The 21,277-nt window shown below is 37.7% G+C and carries 17 protein-coding genes and 2 pseudogenes; 1 reads left to right on the top strand and 18 read right to left on the bottom strand.

Going from position 1 to position 21,277, the window contains the following annotated elements:
* Positions 1-24: 24 nt before the first annotated feature.
* The 17 genes and pseudogenes from fabZ to FLP15_RS06690 all read right to left on the bottom strand — a co-directional run bounded on the left by fabZ (position 25) and on the right by FLP15_RS06690 (position 18,006).
* A complete protein-coding gene (fabZ, locus tag FLP15_RS06765) occupies positions 25-459 on the bottom strand; it encodes a 3-hydroxyacyl-ACP dehydratase FabZ (RefSeq protein ID WP_142766483.1) in 435 nt (144 codons plus the stop codon).
* A gap of 93 nt (positions 460-552) precedes the next feature.
* Positions 553-1,023 (bottom strand): acetyl-CoA carboxylase biotin carboxyl carrier protein, encoded by a 471-nt coding sequence (gene accB / locus FLP15_RS06760; protein WP_142766482.1) that lies wholly within the window; start codon positions 1,021-1,023, stop codon positions 553-555.
* Positions 1,024-1,266: 243 nt separating this feature from the next.
* Positions 1,267-2,490 (bottom strand): beta-ketoacyl-ACP synthase II, encoded by a 1,224-nt coding sequence (gene fabF / locus FLP15_RS06755; RefSeq protein ID WP_142766481.1) that lies wholly within the window; start codon positions 2,488-2,490, stop codon positions 1,267-1,269.
* Positions 2,491-2,811: 321 nt separating this feature from the next.
* Positions 2,812-3,542 (bottom strand): annotated as a pseudogene (gene fabG, locus FLP15_RS06750) (3-oxoacyl-[acyl-carrier-protein] reductase).
* Between the two features lie 532 nt (positions 3,543-4,074).
* Positions 4,075-4,233 carry a hypothetical protein gene (locus FLP15_RS12725; protein WP_162930815.1) on the bottom strand — a complete coding sequence of 53 codons (159 nt, stop codon included), beginning with the start codon at positions 4,231-4,233 and terminating at the stop codon, positions 4,075-4,077.
* Complete coding sequence (fabD, locus tag FLP15_RS06745) at positions 4,226-5,146, bottom strand: ACP S-malonyltransferase (RefSeq protein ID WP_142766480.1); 921 nt, start codon at positions 5,144-5,146, stop codon at positions 4,226-4,228. The genes FLP15_RS12725 and fabD overlap by 8 nt, the downstream gene beginning before the upstream one ends.
* A gap of 786 nt (positions 5,147-5,932) precedes the next feature.
* Positions 5,933-6,154: an acyl carrier protein gene (locus tag FLP15_RS06740; RefSeq protein WP_120771339.1), complete on the bottom strand. Its 222-nt coding sequence runs from the start codon at positions 6,152-6,154 to the stop codon at positions 5,933-5,935.
* A gap of 513 nt (positions 6,155-6,667) precedes the next feature.
* Positions 6,668-7,645, bottom strand: coding sequence for a beta-ketoacyl-ACP synthase III (locus tag FLP15_RS06735; RefSeq protein ID WP_142766479.1), 978 nt, complete (start codon positions 7,643-7,645; stop codon positions 6,668-6,670).
* Positions 7,645-8,085, bottom strand: coding sequence for a MarR family winged helix-turn-helix transcriptional regulator (locus tag FLP15_RS06730; protein ID WP_120771337.1), 441 nt, complete (start codon positions 8,083-8,085; stop codon positions 7,645-7,647). The genes FLP15_RS06735 and FLP15_RS06730 overlap by 1 nt, the downstream gene beginning before the upstream one ends.
* Before the next feature lie 846 nt (positions 8,086-8,931).
* Positions 8,932-9,879 carry a mannose-6-phosphate isomerase, class I gene (gene manA / locus FLP15_RS06725; RefSeq protein ID WP_142766478.1) on the bottom strand — a complete coding sequence of 316 codons (948 nt, stop codon included), beginning with the start codon at positions 9,877-9,879 and terminating at the stop codon, positions 8,932-8,934.
* A gap of 197 nt (positions 9,880-10,076) precedes the next feature.
* Positions 10,077-10,880: an HAD-IIB family hydrolase gene (locus FLP15_RS06720; protein WP_142766477.1), complete on the bottom strand. Its 804-nt coding sequence runs from the start codon at positions 10,878-10,880 to the stop codon at positions 10,077-10,079.
* A gap of 442 nt (positions 10,881-11,322) precedes the next feature.
* Positions 11,323-12,297: a BtaManbiosPhlase gene (locus tag FLP15_RS06715; RefSeq protein ID WP_223804564.1), complete on the bottom strand. Its 975-nt coding sequence runs from the start codon at positions 12,295-12,297 to the stop codon at positions 11,323-11,325.
* A 9-nt stretch (positions 12,298-12,306) separates the two neighbouring features.
* On the bottom strand, positions 12,307-13,206 hold the full coding sequence (locus tag FLP15_RS06710; RefSeq protein ID WP_142766476.1) for a DUF1861 family protein: 900 nt from the start codon (positions 13,204-13,206) through the stop codon (positions 12,307-12,309).
* Positions 13,199-14,995: an alpha-amylase family glycosyl hydrolase gene (locus FLP15_RS06705; protein ID WP_142766475.1), complete on the bottom strand. Its 1,797-nt coding sequence runs from the start codon at positions 14,993-14,995 to the stop codon at positions 13,199-13,201. Before FLP15_RS06705 ends, FLP15_RS06710 begins: the two co-directional genes overlap by 8 nt.
* A gap of 6 nt (positions 14,996-15,001) precedes the next feature.
* Positions 15,002-15,835, bottom strand: a complete 834-nt coding sequence (locus FLP15_RS06700) for a carbohydrate ABC transporter permease (RefSeq protein WP_142766474.1) — start codon at positions 15,833-15,835, stop codon at positions 15,002-15,004.
* Positions 15,822-16,580: a carbohydrate ABC transporter permease gene (locus FLP15_RS06695; protein ID WP_223804563.1), complete on the bottom strand. Its 759-nt coding sequence runs from the start codon at positions 16,578-16,580 to the stop codon at positions 15,822-15,824. The genes FLP15_RS06700 and FLP15_RS06695 overlap by 14 nt, the downstream gene beginning before the upstream one ends.
* Before the next feature lie 115 nt (positions 16,581-16,695).
* Positions 16,696-18,006 (bottom strand): ABC transporter substrate-binding protein, encoded by a 1,311-nt coding sequence (locus FLP15_RS06690; protein ID WP_142766473.1) that lies wholly within the window; start codon positions 18,004-18,006, stop codon positions 16,696-16,698.
* An 868-nt stretch (positions 18,007-18,874) separates the two neighbouring features.
* Between FLP15_RS06690 and FLP15_RS06685 the strand changes: the two genes are divergently transcribed.
* On the top strand, positions 18,875-19,867 hold the full coding sequence (locus tag FLP15_RS06685; RefSeq protein WP_142766472.1) for a LacI family DNA-binding transcriptional regulator: 993 nt from the start codon (positions 18,875-18,877) through the stop codon (positions 19,865-19,867).
* Between the two features lie 382 nt (positions 19,868-20,249).
* Here the strand turns inward: FLP15_RS06685 and rbfA are convergent.
* Positions 20,250-20,608, bottom strand: a pseudogene (rbfA, locus tag FLP15_RS06680) (30S ribosome-binding factor RbfA).
* Between the last annotated feature and the right edge of the window lie 669 nt (positions 20,609-21,277).

The raw sequence follows: 21,277 nt of genomic DNA, 5'->3' as shown, positions 1-21,277 counted from the left end.
ACAAATCAATAAATTATCAGAAAACTAAGCACCTAGAGCAAAAGTCAAAGTACCTTTCGCTGCTAATTTTCCATCAACAGTTGCTTCAGCTTCAACTACTGCAATAGGTCCACGACGTTTAATAAACTTTGCGTGCAAAACAAGTTGATCTCCCGGCGTGACTTGTTTCTTGTATTTGACATTATCCATGCCTGCATAAAAAACCAGTTTTCCTTTATTTTCAGGTTTTGATAATTCCAAAACTCCTGCGGCTTGCGCCAAAGCTTCCATAATCAAAACCCCAGGCATTACTGGATATTGTGGAAAATGTCCTTGGAAAAACTCCTCATTTATCGTCACATTCTTGATTGCTGTAATCTCATCGTCAGCAATATCAATCACGCGATCCACCAATAAAAATGGATAACGATGTGGCAAAGCCTCCATAATTTTAGTTACATCAATTCGTGTTTCAGCCATATTCTAAAATTCCTCTAATAAATGGTTTCAAAAATTACTGACAGCTTTCTGTCAGCAATAAGCTTTACTGACAAAATCATTGTCATGAACTTCTCACTTGATTCGTACCAATTCTTGACCAAACTCAACAACTTCTTCTGCAGAAACCATAATTTCAGTCACAACGCCATCACGTGGAGCGGGGATTTCATTCATTACTTTCATCGCTTCAATAATAAGCAAGGTTTGTCCCTTCTTCACACTGTCCCCAACACTTACAAACTCAGATTTTTCAGGAGCTGGTCTCAGGTAAGCCACACCTACAAGAGGAGATTTAACTGCTTCTCCCTCTGCTACACTTACTTCTAGAACAGCTTCGTCCAAAACTTTCTCAGAATTTTCTACAAGTGGGGATGCGACTGGAACAGTTGCTAATAAAGGAGCTGGCGCAGCTGATGCTGCAACGACTCCATGTCCATCATTTTTAGAAAAACCAAGCTCGCCTTCTGCATTTTTCCAAGAAAACTCACGTAAAGATGAACCATCAAACTGTTTCATCAATTCCTTAACTTCATTGATATTCATAATATTTCTCCATACAGTTCTTATGAAAATTATTTCTAACAATGAGCATCTTACAACTCATTTCTAATTCATTAAAAATTAATTTTTAGAATACTCACTGCTAAAAAGCTCTTCAAAAACCGCATAACTCTAATCTTTTTATCAAAGCAAGTACGTGCTAAACCCTACCCAGGTGTAACAACTAGCATATCCTATCTTAGGTAGGGGATAAAGCAGCACTATGCTTCGAATTTAGTCTTGACTTCATTCAGACCATTTCTTAAATGCAAGAACGGCATTGTGTCCACCAAAACCAAAATCTTGGCTCAGCGCAACATTAATTTCAGCTTCTTGACCTTGACCAAGCACAACGTTAATCGTCATTCCTTCATCAAGTTCTTTTGTCCCAGCATTAACTGGTGCAAAATTATTTTGCATGGACATAATCGTAGCAACAGCTTCAATAGAACCTGTTCCACCAAGTGCATGACCGTGGAATGATTTAGTAGATGAAACGAGTGCTTTATCACCGATGACATTATGAATCGCAGCTGCCTCTGTTTCCTCATTTGCGTGAGTAGAAGTTCCATGAGCATTGATATAATCAACTTCCTCAGGTTTGATTCCACCTTCTTCAAGCGCCAATTTCATTGCTTTTTCTGCCCCAACACCTGATGGTGTCGTCATATGAAATGCATCGTTTGTATTCCCATAACCTACGATTTCAGCAAGAATATTCGCACCGCGTGCTTGAGCGTGTTCAAGACTTTCAAGAATTACGGCTCCAGCACCCTCACCCATCACAAAACCATTGCGGTCTTTATCAAAAGGACGACAAGCAATCATTGGGTCAGTTTCTTTAGAAAGTGCAGTCAAATTAGCAAAACCAGCAATACCAAGTTCACAAATTGCAGCTTCTGCACCGCCAGCAATCATAGCATCTGCGTAACCATGCTTGATTTCACGGAAAGCAGAACCAATCGAGTTGGCACCGGCCGCACAAGCTGTCACCTCCGCACGAGAAACACCGCGCGCGCCCGTCCGCAGAGCAACATTTCCTGTCGCCATATTAGCAATTGCAAGTGGCACATAGAGTGGCGCCACCTTGCGTGGTCCTTTTTGGAGAATAACTTGAGCATTTTTTTGTGATTGTTCCAAACCACCAATACCAGAAGCCATGATACAGCCTAAACGATCAAAGTCTGTATTTTCTTCGTTAATACCTGACATATTGAAAGCATCAAGTGCTGCATGGACAGCATATAAGCTAAAAGTATCCATGCGACGCGCATCTTTTTTCTCAAAATATTTGTCAAATGGAAAATCTTTCACTTCTGCAGCAACAGAGATTCCCGTTGCTTGCGCATCAAAGTGTGTGATTGGTCCAATACCAGTTTTACCTGATTTAAGACTTTTCCAAAAATCTTCTGGAGTATTTCCAATTGCAGAAACAACACCATAACCTGTGATAACTACACGATTTGTCATATTTTTATCCTTTATTATTAGACATGTTCAGAAGGTTTTTAACCGAATTGTGTTTAACACAAATTTTTCTTTCTTATCTACAATCTTATACTAGTTCATCTTTAACTTCTCTATGACAATTTATTAGATAAATAGCGAAACGTTTAAAAATCAAACAGTATTAAAAAGTAGTTTCAAACGAAATCAAAATCAGTTTCTGAACGACTTTGTTCTTTTTGAATGAAAGTACCACACAATTGATTTGCAGTATCCCATACATTATAACTAGCTAGAAAGAATTTTTGAGAGTTTATAAATAAGTCTTTCTAGCATATTATTTTATTACATTGCCATTCCGCCGTCAATTGCTAAGACTTGACCAGTCATATATTCTTGCTCTGCAAGGAATTTCACAACTGAAGCAACTTCTTCTGGATTTCCAAAACGTTTCATTGGAATTTGAGCTTTCATGGCATCTTTTACTTTATCAGAGAGTACGTCTGTCATATCAGATTCAATGAAACCTGGTGCTACAGCATTAACACGTACATTGCGTCCAGCCACTTCACGCGCAATTGATTTTGTGAAACCAATCAAGCCCGCTTTTGATGCAGCATAATTTGCTTGACCCGCATTACCAATCAATCCAACTACTGATGAAATATTGATAATTGCCCCACTTCTTGCTCTAGTCATTGGCTTTAGGACAGCCTGTGTCATGTTGAATGCCCTGTCAGATTAATCTTGAGTACCGCTTCAAAATCTTCTTCAGACATTTTGAGTGATAAGCCATCACGTGTGATACCCGCATTATTCACCAAAATATCCACTGAACCCAACGCTTCAACAGCTTCGCCAACCATTCGTTTTGCGTCTTCTGATTTTGAAATATCTCCTGAGATACCTACAGCCTTAATCCCAAAAGCAGTAAATTCAGCAAGCAATTCTTCAGATATATTTGAACGACCATTAATCACGACATTACTTCCTGCTTTTGCAAATTGGATTGCAATGGCTTTACCAATTCCACGCGTTGAACCTGTGATAAACACATTTTTGTTTTTAATTTCCATATTTCTCCCTATTTACTCTCTGAAAAGACAAATTGACATCACCATGTAACTTCATGGCACAAGGATAGTGCTACGATATAAACTTCGTGCCTCGTCTGTAAACGATGTCTACTTTTTACCGAGCTGATAAAAAGGATGGCATTTAAGCTTTTAAACTATACCAGCCAATTCATCGAAGTAAGTACGTGCTATCTCCGCCTTACGGCTACGCTGTCGATTTCACTAAGCCACTAGATGTAACAACTAGCATATCCGTAAGCGCTGAAGCGCAAACGGCTATCCTATAAAGTGGCAAGTTCAAATCGCAATCTGCTAAGGCAGCAAGGCGAAATGGTTCGTTGCGCCGCTGTCCGTTTGATTGCCATTTGGCGTTGGCACTTTAGTGCCTTACAGCCAATGGTCATGCGAAGCTAACTGCTAAAGCAGTAAGAGCAAAAGGCAAAGCACCTAGTCAGAATCGCAACTTTGAATTTAGTCTTGACTTCATTGTTGGTTTTTATAATGAATTAGCTAACACACTCGTATTCCAAACTTATTTTTTCTTCTCTGCTTTTGCCATCACAAGATACCCCAAAAGAGCGACAACAGCACTAATATACCAAATCATAGTATTGACCTTGCTAAAAACTAGTCCTGCACCGCCCAGTAGGATAATAGCAATTGCGATGATTCTAAGATTTCTTTTAATCATGAATCAATGCTTCAAAACTTGCTAAATCTTCTACATTTGTAAAATCAGCTGTTTTATCTATTTTTTTAATGAAACCTGAGAGCACTTTACCTGGTCCGACTTCTATAAATCGCTCAACACCCAAGGTTTGCATTGTATGAATTGATTCGTAGAAACGAACAGGTTCCATCACTTGACGAGTAAGAAGTGCTTTTATCTCTTCATTTTTCATCACTTTTGCTGTTGTATTTGAAATCAATGGGAGTTCAAACTTAGCAAATTCTACATTTGAAAGCTCTTTTGCTAATTTTTCAGAAGCTGGTTTGAGAATTGCCGTATGGAAAGGTCCTGAAACTTTAAGCTCAATCATTTTACGAACACCTGCTTCTTTAAGCAAATTGACTGCTGCATCTACTGCAGCAACTTCGCCACCGATGACAATTTGTCCTGGAGTATTATAGTTTGCAGGACTAACAATACCGTATTGACTTGCTTTTTGACAAGTTTCTTCAATCAGTGTACTTTCGGTATTCATTACTGCAACCATTTTTCCGGAGCCTGTTGGTGCTGCCTCGGTCATGTATTGTCCACGCTTTGAAACGAGGACAACAGCATCGTCAAAAGAAAGTGCGCCTGATGCAACCAATGCAGAGTACTCACCAAGACTAAGTCCTGCAACAACATCTGGTTTAACACCATTTTCAGAAAGGAGGTGAAGAATAGCAACCGATGTGGTCAAGATTGCTGGCTGAGTGTATTTTGTTTCGTTTAATTTTATTTCATCGTTGTCAATGAGCGCGCGCAAATCGTAGCCAAGAAGCTCGCTTGCACGATTAAAGGTTGATTTAACGATATCATGTTTTTCATATAAATCACGAGCCATACCGAGCTTTTGTGCGCCCTGACCCGAGAATAAAAAGGCTGTTTTAGTCATATTAATTTTACAAAATTTAATTTCAATTTTTATCGAAGTAAGTGCGTGCTATCTCCGCCTTTCGGCTACGCGATAAACATTTGTCCTTTTTATCTAGCCGCTAAAGCGTCTGATAAAAAGGCTGTCGATGCTCGCTAAGGCGCTGAAACGCCTAGTCGCAATCGCAACATCCCTACCTCTTAGGTAGGGGATAAAGCAGCACTATCTCCGCTTCGCTACACTGTCCATTCGCTCTATCTCCGTTTCACTGCGCTGTCGATTCTCGCTACGGCACGGACGTGCCTCTAGTCGAAGTCGCAACTCGCTAAAGCGATAAGGCGAAATGGCAAGCTTTGCTTTCGTCCGACTGCCCTAGGGCGTTAGTGCTTTAGCACTTAGGCTTCTGGGACAGGGTGACCTCATATCGAAGATGTGAGGCTGTACCCTAAATTCAGTGGTGAGTCGCCCTTTTATCAGTCGCTTCAGCGACTAGAGAAAATGGACAAATGTTTTACGAAACTCCCACTGAATAAGTCTTGACTTCATGATAAATTTTGTGTCTTCCTTATATTTTTCTCTTATGGAGTTGTACTGATTCTGTTTAAAAAAGTTAAACAGTATTAGTTATTAGTATTATAAAATGTTTTTTTTTATAAAAAAAATGACATTTTCATAAATATGAAAGACAATCACCAAGCATCTAAGCTCAATCTTTCTTGCTATAATTTTGAATCATTATAGACAATGAAAGAAGGGGCGAAAGTCGCAAAAGAAAGTATTTCCCCTGCAAGCATCTCACCCCGTCAATTATTTGTTGTCTTCTACGTATTTTACGAGGTCAGCAACTGTTTTCATATCTGCTTCTGTATCAACTTCAACGTCGAATTCGTCTTCGATGTCGTTGATGATTTGGAAAAGGTCAAGTGAATCAGCATCAAGCTCTTCAAATGAAGTTTCGAGTGTTACTTCTTCTTTATCTTTTCCGAGTTCATCTGCGATGATATCTTGTACTTTTTCAAATACTGCCATGATTTTTTCTCCTTTAGTGAGTGAAAATATTTATGGGAACCTCTGCAAACTGCTATTTTCAAATTTGAGATGAATTTTTGAAATTCGGGAAAATTCAGCATTGACGCAAATGAACTGCGTCAAGGAAGATTGACGAGAGAGTTCAGAAATTCAGCCAAAACTAGAAATTCTGAGTTTTTAGAGATTACCTTTATATTATAGCCGCTATGCGCGGAGTATAACCGTTAATAATGTTCACTGACAGAACTAATCTTTTTCTGTCAGTAAATTTTTAGCCTGTCAGTATGCTGACAGAAGCTTTGAAGTGACTACTTCATCAGTGGGAGATTTTTTCTCTCCCACTGATGTTAGGGAACAACCTCACATCTTCGATATGAGGTCACCCTGTCCCTGAAGTCTATCTCGCTTTGCTCCGCTGTCGATTTCGCTAAGTTGCTAAAGCAACAAGCTCAAATCGCAATCGCTAAAGCGCAAAGACCCTAGGGCAGTAGAACGAAAGCAGCACTTGCTTGGTTAAAGATTGATGATTGTTGTACCCCATGTGAGACCACCACCAAATCCTGTCAGGACAATCTTAGTTTTACCGTCCAAAGTAAATATACCATTTTTTACTGATTCTGACAACAATAGAGGGATACTTGCTGCCGAAGTATTGCCATATTCTTGCATATTTTGGAGGAATTTAGAACGCTCTACGCCTAGTTTTTTAGCCATTTTGTCAAGAATTCTTGAATTAGCCTGATGTAGTAAATAAAAATCAATTTCTTCAGAAGAAATTTGTGCTTCTTCTAAAGTCGCTTTGATATTTTTAGGCACATCTCTGACGGCAAAATCAAAAATCGCTCGCCCTTCCATACTTAAGCTTTTACTTTCATAATTTACAGTAGCAAAAGGGGTATTGATGTCTGTCAGTCCTGACAAAAGGCTATCACCGCGAGAACCATCCGTTTGAAGTTTTTCAGCGATAATCAGAGGCTGAATTCCTGTATTTTCAAGAAGCACCCCACCAGCACCGTCTCCAAAGAGGACAGCCGTTGAGCGGTCAGACCAATCCATGATTTTTGAAAATACTTCCGCGCCAATCACAATTCCTCGCTTATAATTTCCTGATGCCAACAACTTTTCAGCAGTTGATAATGCAAAAACAAAGCCCGAACAAGCAGCCGTCAAGTCATAAGCAAAAGCATTGATTGCACCAATTTTTGCTTGAACCCTTGCTGCCGTTGAGGGCATAAGTGAGTCTGGTGTAATAGTTGCTACAATAATGAAATCAATACTGTCAGCACTGACAGAAGCATTTGTCAGTAACTTTTGCGCAACATCAGCAGCCAAATCAGAAGTATTTTCTCCAGTTGAAATGTGACGGTTCTTTATCCCTGTTCGGCTGTATATCCATTCATCATTAGTATCCATGATTTTTGATAAGTCATCATTAGATACCACTTTTTTTGGCACACTATGGGCCACTTGCGTGATTTTCGCAAAAGTCATTATTTCATATTCTCCAAAGAATTATGCAAAGCGGCAAGTTCGCCAGCCAGCTTATTTTCAGTTGTTCCATAGACACTATCAAAAAGATTATCTGTGATACCATGGAAAAATTCACGATGTGTCGCACAAAGTTTGTCACCCTTTTCTGTAAGTGCAATGTGCGTCACACGACGGTCAGAAGTTGAACGTTTGCGCTCAATATACCCCTTATCTTCCAAACGATTAAGTGTAATCGTAATTGTAGATAAGGCCAATTTTTGATTTTTAGCAATATCTGTCGCACGAGCTGTGCCCAATGTATGTACCAAAGTCAAAATTTGTAGTTCTTTTACCGTCACATCTGAATACGTCGACTCTTTGAGAAATTGTTCTTCAAGAATCATAAAATCATGGAAGAGTTGAATCAGCCATTCATTTACCTTGTCGAAATCTGTTTTCATCTGTTATTCCTTTTTGGTTAATTCGAAGTTTGCCTTACGAACACGATTGTAGCTAAATCACTTTAAAATGCTATCAAGATTGCTCAAAAATTTTTGTCAGACTGAGGCGGAAGAACACAGGCTTGCAGGTAGCAAATCAAGGACGACAACGAAAGACTGGCGGAAATTTTCGGGGAAAATTGGTGGTATTTTAGAGTGATTTAGCTATAACGTACACTATGCTGGTTAAAGCGAACCTAGCACAGTAAAATAGCTCTATTAATTATTTTTATATTGCAAATCATTTTCTGTATCAAATTATATTATTTTTCAAATCCTTTTGCAAGTAAAAACAGTCTGTAAGCGTTGCCCAAACATTATTTACAAGAAAAACCAATGACAGACTATAAAATGTTGAAGTGATTATTTCATTGGTAGGAGAGAAAGAATTCCCCACCAATGTTAGTAAAACGAAAGTAGCACTTGCTTTGATAAAAAGGTAGACTGATTGCAGTTGTCATTAATAATAAAATCACTGACAGGATGATTAATTTTCCGTCAGTGATTTTTCATTTCTGTCAGTATTGGATGAAGAAAAAGAGTTTAACTTAGCGAGAATGGACAGCGGAGCGCAGCGAAGATAGCAAAGATAGCGACTAGAGAAAATGGACAAATGTTTTACGAAACTCCCACTGAATAAGCCTTGACTTCAAGTCTATCACCTCTTGTTCTTGCAAGTTCTGCCTGTTAGCTAGCATGACTCTTGACTGTAAGTCACTAATCAGGCAGACATCGGAGGTGGCAAATAGCTAACATCTAACATATAGCAACTGTTATAACACCATCTCTACACTTCATCACAACAATCTATTCTGGATTACTTGCAATCAATTCCATATTCCCTGACAAAGCCCAGTTTTCAACAGTACTTGGTAAAATGAAATGATTCCCTTTTGTCAGCGGATAGAGTTTTCCACTGACAGAAATTTGTCCCTTGCCATCTAGCACTGACACCAACGTATAAGGCGCAGTTTTCTTGAAATTATGACTTCCATTAATGATCCATTTATAGACATCAAAGAAATCTGACTTCACTAAAGTTGTGAGTTCAGCTTCAGCAAAATGCTCTGTTTTTACTTGATTTTCAGGCACTTGATTTCCAGGAATATTCAACACATCAATTGACTGTTGAATATGCAACTCACGTAAATTTCCTTGATCATCACGACGGTCAAAGTCATAAACACGATACGTTGTATCTGAAGATTGCTGTGTTTCAAGAATCACAATTCCACTACCAATCGCGTGCATTGTACCAGAAGGCACATGGAAAAAATCTCCCGTTTTTACTTTTACTTTACGTAATAAATGCTCCCAATCTCCCGCCTTAATCATCTCCGCCAATTCTTCACGCGATTTCGCATTATGACCATAGATAATCTCTGCATCTGGTTCTGCCGAAATAATATACCAACATTCAGTTTTTCCAAGCTCTCCCTCATGCTTTTGTCCATATTCATCATCAGGGTGAACCTGTACTGACAGCCAATCATTAGCATCCAAAATTTTTGTCAGTAAAGGAAAAACTTCTTTTTCACTATTTCCAAACAACTCACGATGAGTCGCATAAAGCTCATCTAGTTTTTGTCCTTTAAATTCACCATTAGCAATCGTTGAAACTCCATGTGGATGAGCGGAAATCGCCCAATACTCACCAACTTTATCTGATGGTAAATCATAACCAAATTCCTTTAAATGATTCCCACCCCAGATTTTTTCTTGCAATACCGAGTCCAAAAATAATGGTTCCTTCATACTTATACACCTTTTCATAAAAATAGTACAATTTGCCATAAAAATTATAGCAAAAACCGACATTTCATCTTCTACATGATGTATAAAACACACCAAATAGATGATATGCAGCTTACATTAACTCAATTATAACTGACCCCAAAGTAAACTAACATATTTTAGTTCATTATATCACGAAAAATTTTTCTATACAACTTTCACATGACATCACATACACCTAGAATTCCTCGAAGTATCCACTTTGTATCTTCACAATTTCTCACTTCAATCGTATCAATTCCCAACTTTTTCACAGGGTAATCATTTCCACCCCGTTGAAGTTTATCTCCCAGAAATAAAATATCTTTCTTTTCAACGTCCAATTGCTCCATCAATCGTAATATCCCATAGGCCTTATCAATCCCTGGAAGAGTCACATCAATACTTGTCGAACCACCGATTCCAACTTGCACGCCAAGCTGAGTCATCTCTGGCTCTATCAAACGAACAATCTCTTCTCTTTTTTTCATCTCACCATCCCATTTATACTTCTCCTCAGGAGCTGCCCATTGCCCTAAAGCAGAAAAAGTGACTTGTGAACCCCGATTTTCTATGATTTCTCCTTTCGGATGTTCGCACCAATAACCAAGTTTTCTCGTAGCCTTTTCCAATGTGTCGGAAATCTTCGCAACCTGATTTTCTGTAAGAAAATGTGCAAACTCTCTCTTCCATCCATTTTCTAGCAATTGATTTCCCTCAAGTACACAAGTTTCATCCCCAACATAGTGCCAAAACTGAGTCCCCGTAGTAGGCATAATAAAGTAATTCTCAAAATTAGCTCCCTCTATCTCCACCAGAGGCTCAATATCGTTTTTTCTCATCACTTCCCAATTTGTACCAGACATAATACACACTTGAAATTTATCTAGCAAGCATTTTAGCAATCCAGCCATTTCCTCATCAATTGGTAGCTTCGTAATATTAATCGTATCATCTTGGTCAAACACAATAACTTTTTTCATCTCACTTCTCCAAAAAACAGTCGCAGAAAACCGCAACTGCTTATAAAATCGTATAAAACTAACCCGTTTACTCCTTTTTGACTCTACCAATATGAAGTCAAAACTAAATTTAAAGTTAGTGCTGCTTCATCCCCTACCTAAGAGGTAGGGGTGTTGCGATTGCGATTGGGCGCTTTGCCTTTTGCTCTTACCATTTCGTCTTGCCAGCTTTGCTGGATTGCGATTTGAACTTCCGACTTTAGTCGGTTAGTGAAATCGACAGCGGAGCAAAGCGGAGATACAGCGAATGGATACCCCTGGTGCATCGGCAGCGTAGCCGCAAGGCGGAGATAGCACGCACTTACTTCGATAAAAAAGCAAGATTAGCACAATTCATTTAAAATATCTGAAATACTCATTTCACAACCTGCCATCGAAGTATCCGCAACACCATAATACATCGTTAGTTTATCCCCTCAACAATTCCGCCACATCCAAAGACCACTTCACCAAAGAATCCTTCTTTTTCATAAGGCAAAAGAGGCATCATAATCGGTTTCTCAGACTTTGCAATAACTTTTGCTGGATTTTCCAAATCAAGCAATAAAGCTCCCATGCAATAGCGATTATCTTTTGTTGCACCATGATAGATCTCAAGCCAGCCTTTTTCTGTCTTTATAGGCACCAATCCACCTCCAACACGACCATTATCCCAGTCTTCTTCACTCGTATTAAGCAAATGCTTATGATTCCCCCAAGATTGCAAATCAGGACTAGATGCAATCCACATATCCATTTTCCCTAAATTACTAGATACTGGACGGTGAAGCGCATAGTACTTTTCATTAATCTTCTCAGGAAAAATCAAAACATCCTTATTATCTGGTGCAAAAATATTCCCCAAACTCCTAAAAGATTTAAAATCTTCAGTAACAATTAACGAATCACAGACCCCAACAGGAGAAACCGAAGTAAAATTCACATAGTATTCATCTCCAATCTGAGTACATCTAGCATCTTCAATACCAAAAGTTTGATACTCATTAAAAGGAAATAAAAATGGTTCATCATCAATTGTAAAATTATGACCATCCTCACTCCTCGCAATTCTAATATAAGATAAAGAAGTCAAATAAACAAAACCGTCCATATTCTCTTTGTCACTAATCATTCTAGGGTCTGCAAAACTATATCGCTCATCATTTTTACTAAGTGATATCGTATTTAATTTTCCCATTTTAACATCATAAATAGGCGCTTTAATAATATCCTCAGATTCAGAAATAGGACGCTCCGCCACGCGCAACAGCAATAAAGTTTCATTTTTATATTTAGCAACACCTGCATTAAACGCCCCAATTACCTCATAGCCCTCATTTAACGGCTTCACATCCAAAGGGGTAATCAATGGATTTTCTTCAAAACGATAAATATTCATAAACATTTCCTATCTAAATGGATCATCAATAACTAATTTTTGAGCTTCAGCATCACCCGTGCCAGCATAAAGCACAACTTTATCTTCTTTAAAAATCAGGCCGCCACTAAAAACAACATCCATTAAATCTGGTCGTTTACTAGGGCCAGCAACAAAATCTTTTCGTTCAGCAATAATTTTAGGATTTAATATCTCAGTAAAATTTTCATCCAGCTCAAAAGTCATCGCTCTATAATGGATGTTCCCCAAGTAATCGCGACTACCAATATGTCCTAAAACAGCAACTCGATTACCAACAAGATGAATCTCGTTTGTTCCTCCCCATTCCTCATCTACATATTGATTTTTGAGAAGGGGCGCTTTTTCAAGTAAATCAATAGAAAGTTTGCTTAAATCATCAATAACAACAACACCAATTTTCCCCAGACCGCCTCTCACTCCTTGAGGACGAGTTAAAACCAAAATCTTCCCATTAGCAAGTTCTCTCAACCTAATATCTTTCATCCCCATAGGTCCTGAAAAAATCAATTTTGCATTTTTCAAATCATTCAACTCATAAAAAATCGTTCGCCAGTATAATACTTTCTCGCCATCAAATGTAACTTCTACACCACCTAAAATAATCTTCTCATCAATTCTTGTAAAAAATGGGTCTTGCAAATTAAAAGACTGCGCCTCATCAATAAGCTGCCACTGATTTCCAGACTTATGATAAAAAAATCTAATCTGTGAATGTTCAGAATCACGCGCTTCAACACGTCCCGCCAAAATTAATTGGTGATTCAACTCAAAAGGTGCTGAAATATTATAAACATCATAATCTTCGACACCTCCAAAAATTAATTTTTCAGCACAATAAACTTTACTCTTATTCCTATGTTTCTCCACTAATTCCTCAGATTTAAACATCCTTTTCCTTTCCTATCACTATTCCACCACCCAATAACTGAAAGTTCTCATAGTTATACTTCAATACTATTTTCTCTTCTGCTATTGGAAAATAATAACTTTCTACACCAAAGTTCAGTAAAACAATCAAATTTCCCATTTTGTATTGTAATACCTCACCTGAGCAGCTTATCTTATCAAATGTACTCTCTCCATTTAAATAATCTTTTTTAAGTTGAATCAATTGCTTGTAGAAGTCAAAAATTTCCTTTGATTTTTTATTTTTCTTTCCTTGACCTATCCACGCATCCGATTTTGAAGTGATTACTTCATCAGTGGGAGCTCCTTTCTCTCCCACTGGGTTAGTAGAACGAAAGCAAAGCTTAGTGCTGCTTATCCCTCCACCTAAAGAGGTGGGGGAGTTGCCACTCCGACTAGGTGCTTTGCCTTTTGCTCTTGTTGCTTTAGCAGCCAAGCAAACGGACAGCGGAGCAACGAAGTTGCGTAGACCGTTCGCGTTCGCAGAACGGCGTGCAAAACACGTAGCACCGTAGCGAACCATTTCGCCTTGCTGCTTTAGCAACTTAGAGCGAATGGATACCTGTGGTGGATGGACAGCGTAGATAGCAGGTACTTGCTTGGTTAAACTCTCCCAAGGAATCATCCCTCTGGAACGATCTCTATTGACTTCATTAGCTGCCACAATATCTTTAGTTTCGTTATATTTATTGATTGCTTGAATATCCCGTATATCAGAAACTTCACCTGGGAGATAATCTCCAATTCCTAATTCTTCCCCTTGAAAGAGAAATGAAACACCAGCATTGATTAGAGTTAGGACTGCTAGCTGACGATAACGTTCAAGATTCTCACTAGCTAAACGATTCCACGAACGTGACATATCATGACTGTTAAAAAAGAAAGTTGGTCTTCGACCGTCATCATAAACTTTTTTCATAGCAAGTAGTTCGCAGAATATTTTTTCTACTGAAAACTCTTCTAACGAGCCAAAGTTAAAATTAAACGTGACATCTAACAACATACTATCTGAATAAGACTCTATTATTTCTAAACTTGACGAACTAATCTCTCCAACTGTAAATAACTCTCTTCCTTTTTCAAAAATATGTTTTTTAAGCTCTTTTATAACCTCTGTAATTCCTTGCTGATTTACATCATAAAGATGAACTTGTTGTCCTTCTTCATTGATAGGGTTATCAAAAAATTCATTAGAAGTGGATAGATTGTTGATTACATCAAGTCTAAAACCATCTATTCCTAAATCAATCCAAAAATCTATAACCTCCCAGATTGCACATTTTACTTTGGGATTTGCCCAGTTTAAGTCTGCCTGCTCTTTAGAAAAACTATGATAATAATATTCCTTAAATCGTTCATCAAACTCCCAAGCGCTTCCTCCAAAAAATGATTCCCAATTATTGGGTAATTGTCGCCAAATATACCACTCTTTTTTGCTTATATCTTTAAACCAAGTATGCTCTGTGGATGTATGATTAATCACTAAATCAGCAATCACTTTAATTCCACTTTGATGTGCTTTATCAAGCAGTTCTTTCAAATCTTTAATTGTTCCATACTCTGAAGCGACATCACAGTAATCTGAAACATCATACCCATTATCAACTTTGGGAGATGGATAAAATGGTGTCAACCAAATTCCTGTAATGCCCAAAGTATTCAAGTAAGGAATTTTATCAATCACCCCTTGAATATCTCCGATTCCATCGTCATTACTATCATAAAATGAAGCAAGGTATATCTCATAAAATACTGAATTTTTCCACCACATATGTTCTCATTTCAAACTAAATTGCATTCCTTCTTGGAACCGCTTCGAAAAAAGAAGGAATAAAATAATCAAGGGAAGAGTCAAAAGAACACTTGCTGCATACATCGGTCCTGGATATGAAGCATAAGGTCCAAACATTTGTGAAACCAACACATTTAAAGTAATTGTGCTATTACTCTTGGATACAATCATGTCCCAAAGTAGATTTGTCCACCTATCTGTATATAAGAAAAGGAAAATTACTGTCGTGATTGATTTAGACATTGGCAATATGATACGAAAAAGAATCGTTAAATCAGTTGCACCATCCATTTTTGCAGCTTCCAATAGTGTATCTGGAATTGCCTTGAAAAAGTTAGTATACATAAAAATCGCCCATAAACTTACCATAGTAGGAATAATCATCCCTGCAAAAGTATCAAGCATATGCAAATGAGTAATCAATAGAAACTGGGGAATAAGCAAAATAATCGCTGGGAAAAACATTTGAAATAAAATAAAATTATCCACAAATTTCTTTCCCCGAAATTCAACTTTAGCCAAAGCATAGCCCACCATTAAGCCAATAACAACCATCAAAACTGTTGATATTGTCGCCACAATAAACGTATGAACAAAAGCTCCAATCCATGGCACAGCTGCACTTGTTGTAGCTCCACCAAACAAAAAGGTCCAAGAACGTAAAGTAAAGTGTGCTGGAATTATTTTTTGGTCTACTTCATTCCACACAGCAAATGAATTTAAGACTAGATAGATAAAAGGAAATACCATAATCAAGGCAAAAATAATCGTACTTATATAAAGTGCAATGGTTTTCCCTTTTTTCTTATGACCAACCATTATGTTTCCCCCATTTTTCAAGTAATTTTCGGATAACTCCTATTGATGCAAAAGTCACTACGCTAGAGATTAAAGCAATTGCTGAGGCATATCCGCTATTCAAATTTTGGAAAGCTTGATTATAGATTTCCATTTGCCATGTGTTTGTTGCATAATTAGGTCCGCCTCCTGTTAATTGATACACTTCGGTAAAAATCCCAAAACTTATACCTATTGCAAGCACCATCACTGTGTAAAATGCTGGGTAGAGCATTGGAAAAGTAATTTTCCAAAATGTTTTCCATGAAGAAGCTCCATCAAGTGCGACCGATTCATAGATTTCACCATTAATATTTTGTAAACCAGAAACTAATATCAAACCGTAATATCCAGACATTTTCCATGCAATCATTAAAGAAATAATCGGAATAACTGTATGAGGATTTTGTATCCAGTTTATATTAATATCAAAACTATTTCTCAACCAGCTATTAAAAGGACCATTATATGAAAGCAAACCTTTAACAATCAACGAAGTAACAACGCCACTGGAAAGATAAGGTAAAAAGAACACAACCATGAACAATCCCTTTAGTCTTGGTAAATGATGAACCAAAAGTGCCACAATCATAGATAAAACCATCGCCATAGGAACAAATACGAGCAAAAACTCATAAGTAACAAAGAATGCTGAATGGACTGCTGGGCTTTTAACTGCGTTAACAAAGTTCTCTAAACCAACAAAGTTAATATTAGGTGAAATCATATTCCAGTCTGTTATAGCCAGCCATATTGACCAAAAGAGTGGTAATAAGAAAAATATTATTGTGAATATAAGATAGGGGCTGAAAACAGCCACCCAATTTTATTGTTTTTTGTCATTATTGTAGTTTTCCATTAACTGCTGTTTTTGCAGCTGTCACTGCTTTTTCTGGAGTCATTTTACCTTGCACAACTGGAATCCATGAGTCCGTTCCAAAGGCTTGTTGGATATCATTATATTTTGAATTGTCAATTGCTGGAATAGCATTTGGAATCATATCCGCAATCACTTTCATTTGAGGATTTTTATCAAAATACGAAGTAAATGTTGGGTTTGTAGTGACATCATCACGAGCAGGGGTTAAACTTGTATCATTAAGCCATGTCAAATCATTTTTTGAATCACTAAAGACAAACTTCAAAAAGTCCATTGCTGCCTTCTGTTGTGCTTTAGTCGCCGAAGCATAAATTGCCACACCTTTTGCATCCGAATAAGTATTGATATTTCCTTTAGCGCTCATATCATCTGGTACAACTGGCGGAGTGATTGTGTAAGTTTTATTATATTGTAAGTCTGGAAATTGAGTTGTCCAGTTTGCAAATACCCATGCTCCTGTCACTTCAATCAATGAATTGCCGTTTTCAAATGGATTTGTTGCTGCTCCAGTTTGTAAAACATTATCTTTAGCAAGAGTACTCATCAATTCAAATACTTGTTTATTTGAAGAAGAGTCTGCAACATATTTTCCATTTTTGACCCAATCGGCACCATTACTTGCTGCATAATATAATGGGAAATAGTCAAACCATCGTTGATATGCTGTCGGGTCTACTAAAGCTGGAGCAGCCCAAAGTGATAAGTTCTTATTTCCTTTAAGCTTTGCGGCTACTGCTTCTAATTCTGAATATGTTGTAGGCGCTTTATCAAATCCAAGCTCTTTTAGTTTATCTAGACGCCAAGCCATAAAGATAGGATTAGAATAAACAGGAAGAACATATTGATTGCCATCGGAAAACTTCCAAGGAGCAATCGTTTTAGACATATCTCTAGCTTTCACAATGCTGTCAAAAGTTACTTGTTTGTTTAATGGGATAATTGCTTTACTTTCTGAAAGTTGCGCTGCAAAGCTACGACTGATATTTTCGGACATTGTTGGTGCAGTTTTAGATGCAATCGCTGATTGAATATACGCTTCAGAAGTTGGTGAATTCTTCATTTCTGAAACTTTTACATCAACGTCTGGATGTTTAGCTTCATAATTTTTGGCCATTTTATTCCAGAAAGTCAATTGAGTTGGATTGGGTGCTGCCCAAAAAGTTATTGTTGTTTTACCTGTTGCATCATTTCCTTTTGAGTTCCCACACGCAGCAAGTAAAACTAGACTTGCAAGTGCAACGGATGAAATTGTTAACGTTTTTCCAAATTTCATTTCGAAATTCTCCTAATTTTTATTTGTTAAAAGCCTTCACTTAGCAAATACTTGCTAACTCCATTTAAGGAGAGCGTTAGGAATCACTAAGCTCCACTTTTGTCGAAGTAAGTGCGTGCTTCGGGCTACGTTGTCGATGCACCACGGGTATCCATTCGCTCTAAACTGCTAAAGCAGCAAGGCGAAATGGTTCGCTAAGGCGCTATGTGTTTCGCACGCCGTTCTACGAACGGTCTACGCAACTTCGTTGCTCCGCTGTCCGTTTGCTTGCCATTTGGCGTTGGCGATTTTAGCGCCTAGGCTTCTTGGACAAGACCACTTCGCCTTGCGACTTTAGTCGATTGCGATTTGAACTTCCGAATTTAACCGGTTAGTGAAATCGACAACGTAGCAAAGCGTAGATAGAACGAATGGATAACGAAGCGAAGCGGAGGTGTGACCTCATATCGAAGATGTTAAGCAGACTGTTGCAGCTTTAGCTGCGTATAGGTCGCTTAGTTGTTACACCTAGAAGTTGTACCTTAAATTCAGTGGCTCACTGAATAAGTCTTGACTTCATTCTCCTGCCTATAGCACTTTGATATAAGGCTTTACCTTAACATCGGTAGGGGTAAAAAATCCCCAGTAGTGAAGTAATCACTTTGATTTATTATCAAGTAAAATCCTAGGTTATTTCACTTAATAATATCAAATCAGAAACCGCTTTCTAATTCACAAATATATTATAATAATCTTTAACGTTATTGTCAATAATTATTTTTAATAATTACAAAAAATTATTTTATTAAGCAACAATAAAATCCTTGATTTTATCAGATAAAAATATATAATAAAGATATTAAATATAAAATTTGTAAGGTAAAAAATAATGAAACAAGTTTCGATGCAAATGATTGCTGATGCCTTAGACATCTCTAAAAATTCTGTTTCTCAAGCATTACGAGATGCTCCTGGTGTCAGCGAAGAAACCAAAAAACTCGTCCGCAGTAAGGCTGACGAGTTGGGTTATAAATATGTTAAACAAAATAAAAGAATTCAAGGTGAGTTTCTAATATTAGCAACTGAGTTTGCTCTTTCTCAAGTAAGTTTTTTTGGTGAAATTATTAAAAGTATTGATTATAATTGTACGCTAAAAAACTTTAAGACTACAACTTTAGCTGTAACTTCCGAAATGATTCAAGAAAATCAATTACCTGCAAATTTAACAAATTACAGTGGAATTTTTATTGTTTCTCACATTACAGATGATTATATTTCTAACATTGTTAATCAAGGAATTCCTTGTGTTGTAGTTGACCATCATAGTCCTAAGTTTTTAACTGATTGTGTTTTAACTAAGAATACAGACGGTGCTTATAGTGCAGTTGAATTCCTAATTAAACATCATTGTAAAAAAATTGGTTTTATTGGAGATATTGATTTTTCACCAAGTTATTTAGAACGTTTCCGAGGTTATCAACGTGCTTTGAAAGAGCATGACATTGATTTAGATTCTAAAATTTTAATTACCAAAATTAAGGAAAATCAAGCTGAACTCTTTTCAAAATTAAAAGAAATTAAACAGATGCCTGATGCTTGGTTCTGCGTTAACTCTGGCCTTGCATATATCCTCAATTACTATTTACAATCGGAAAAATATCAGATTCCTGAAGACATTAGCATTATTTGCTTTGATAATACTGAATTTACACAAATGTCTAATCCTAAAATAACAAACATTAGTACCGATCTATCTTATATGGGTAAGCAAGCTGTCATTACTATGTCTGAGCGTCTGGCTGTTCCAGATTCTCCCTATATCCATAAACAAATCTTACCACAGCTTTTGGAGCTAGGAACGGTTCATCCTTTGAATATATAAAAAGAAAGTAATTATACTTTCTTTTTATACTTATGACGAAGTATTACTTTAACTTAGCAAGTGCTACTTTCGTTCTACTGCCCTAGAGTCTTGGCGATTTGCGACTCGACTTGTGGCTTTGCCTTTTGCTCTTGGGGCTTTAGCAGTTAAGCAAACGGACAGCGGAGCAACGAAGTTGCGTAGAGCGTTCGCAGAACGGCGTGCGAAGCACGTAGCACCGTGGCGAACTTTGATACCTGTGGTATCAAACCGGAGGTATAGTCCATATCTTTGATGTTAAGTTGCAGCTTTAGCTGCGTACAGGTCGCTTAGTTGTTACACCTAGAGATTGCGCCCTTACATTGACAAGGGGAAAGAATCTCCCAGCAATGAAGTAGTCACTTCAATATTCTGATTTGTTATTCAAACCGCGCAAGAGTTCATCAATTTTTGAGCCATATTCCACAGATTCATCTTTAGCAAAAGTTAAATCTGGAATTTTAAAAATTGTCATACGTTTAGCGAGTTCACTTTTGAATAGACCTGTTGCTTTTTTCAAAGCTGTCGCTGCTTTCTCATTATCGGAAGCAAGATTTGACAACAAACTATAATAAACCGTAGCTTGACTCAAATCCCCTGTGACTTGAACATCTGTAATGTTTACGTCTTGCACTCGGGATCACGCACTTTATTGCGCAAAATATCATTAATTTCGCGTTGAATTTCTACAGCAACACGGTCACTACGAAATGAATTTCCCATATTTTTTCCTTTCATTTGAAATTTAACCCTGTTTAGCTTTCAAGCGCAACACTTGAAAATTACTCCGCTACGCCGTCGACTTCACTGAGCCCACTAAGGAAATAACTAACAAATCCGTTGCGGATTTAGCGCAAACAGCTATCCTATAAAGTGGAAGGTTGTGGATGAGAAAAGCGCTGTTTTTCCCATTTGTCGCAAGGCAATATATCTGAAATTGCCACTTGGCATTGCGGATTTAGCAGCTTACAGCCAATGGACAGCGTAGCCATCTAATAACTTTTCTAGGAAAAATTAAAGATGAACTAGTATAAGTTCTGTCAAAATTGACAGAACTTTTTAACTTAGCAAGTGCGTGCTATCTCCGACCTTTGGGCTACGCTATCGATTGCGACTAGCCACTTTAGTGGCTAGTCGCAATTCCCCCACCTCTATAAGGTGACGGGATAGCAGCACTAAGCTCCGCTTTCGTTCTACTGCCCTAGGGTCTTAGCGCTTTAGCGCTCAGACTTCAGGGACAGGGTGACCTCATATCTTTGATGTGAGGTTGGGCCCTAACATTGGTGGGGAAAAAGAATCCCCACCAATGAAGTAATAACTTCAACTTACTTAATTGAGTTTCTTGCTCCTTGAAAAGTGTGAAAAAAGATAAAATGTTCCAATGAGTTTTGC

This window comes from Lactococcus protaetiae, assembly GCF_006965445.1.
Taxonomy (GTDB): domain Bacteria; phylum Bacillota; class Bacilli; order Lactobacillales; family Streptococcaceae; genus Lactococcus; species Lactococcus protaetiae.
Note: the sequence above shows the minus strand (reverse complement) of the source record. Positions and strands in the feature narration are given on the sequence as shown.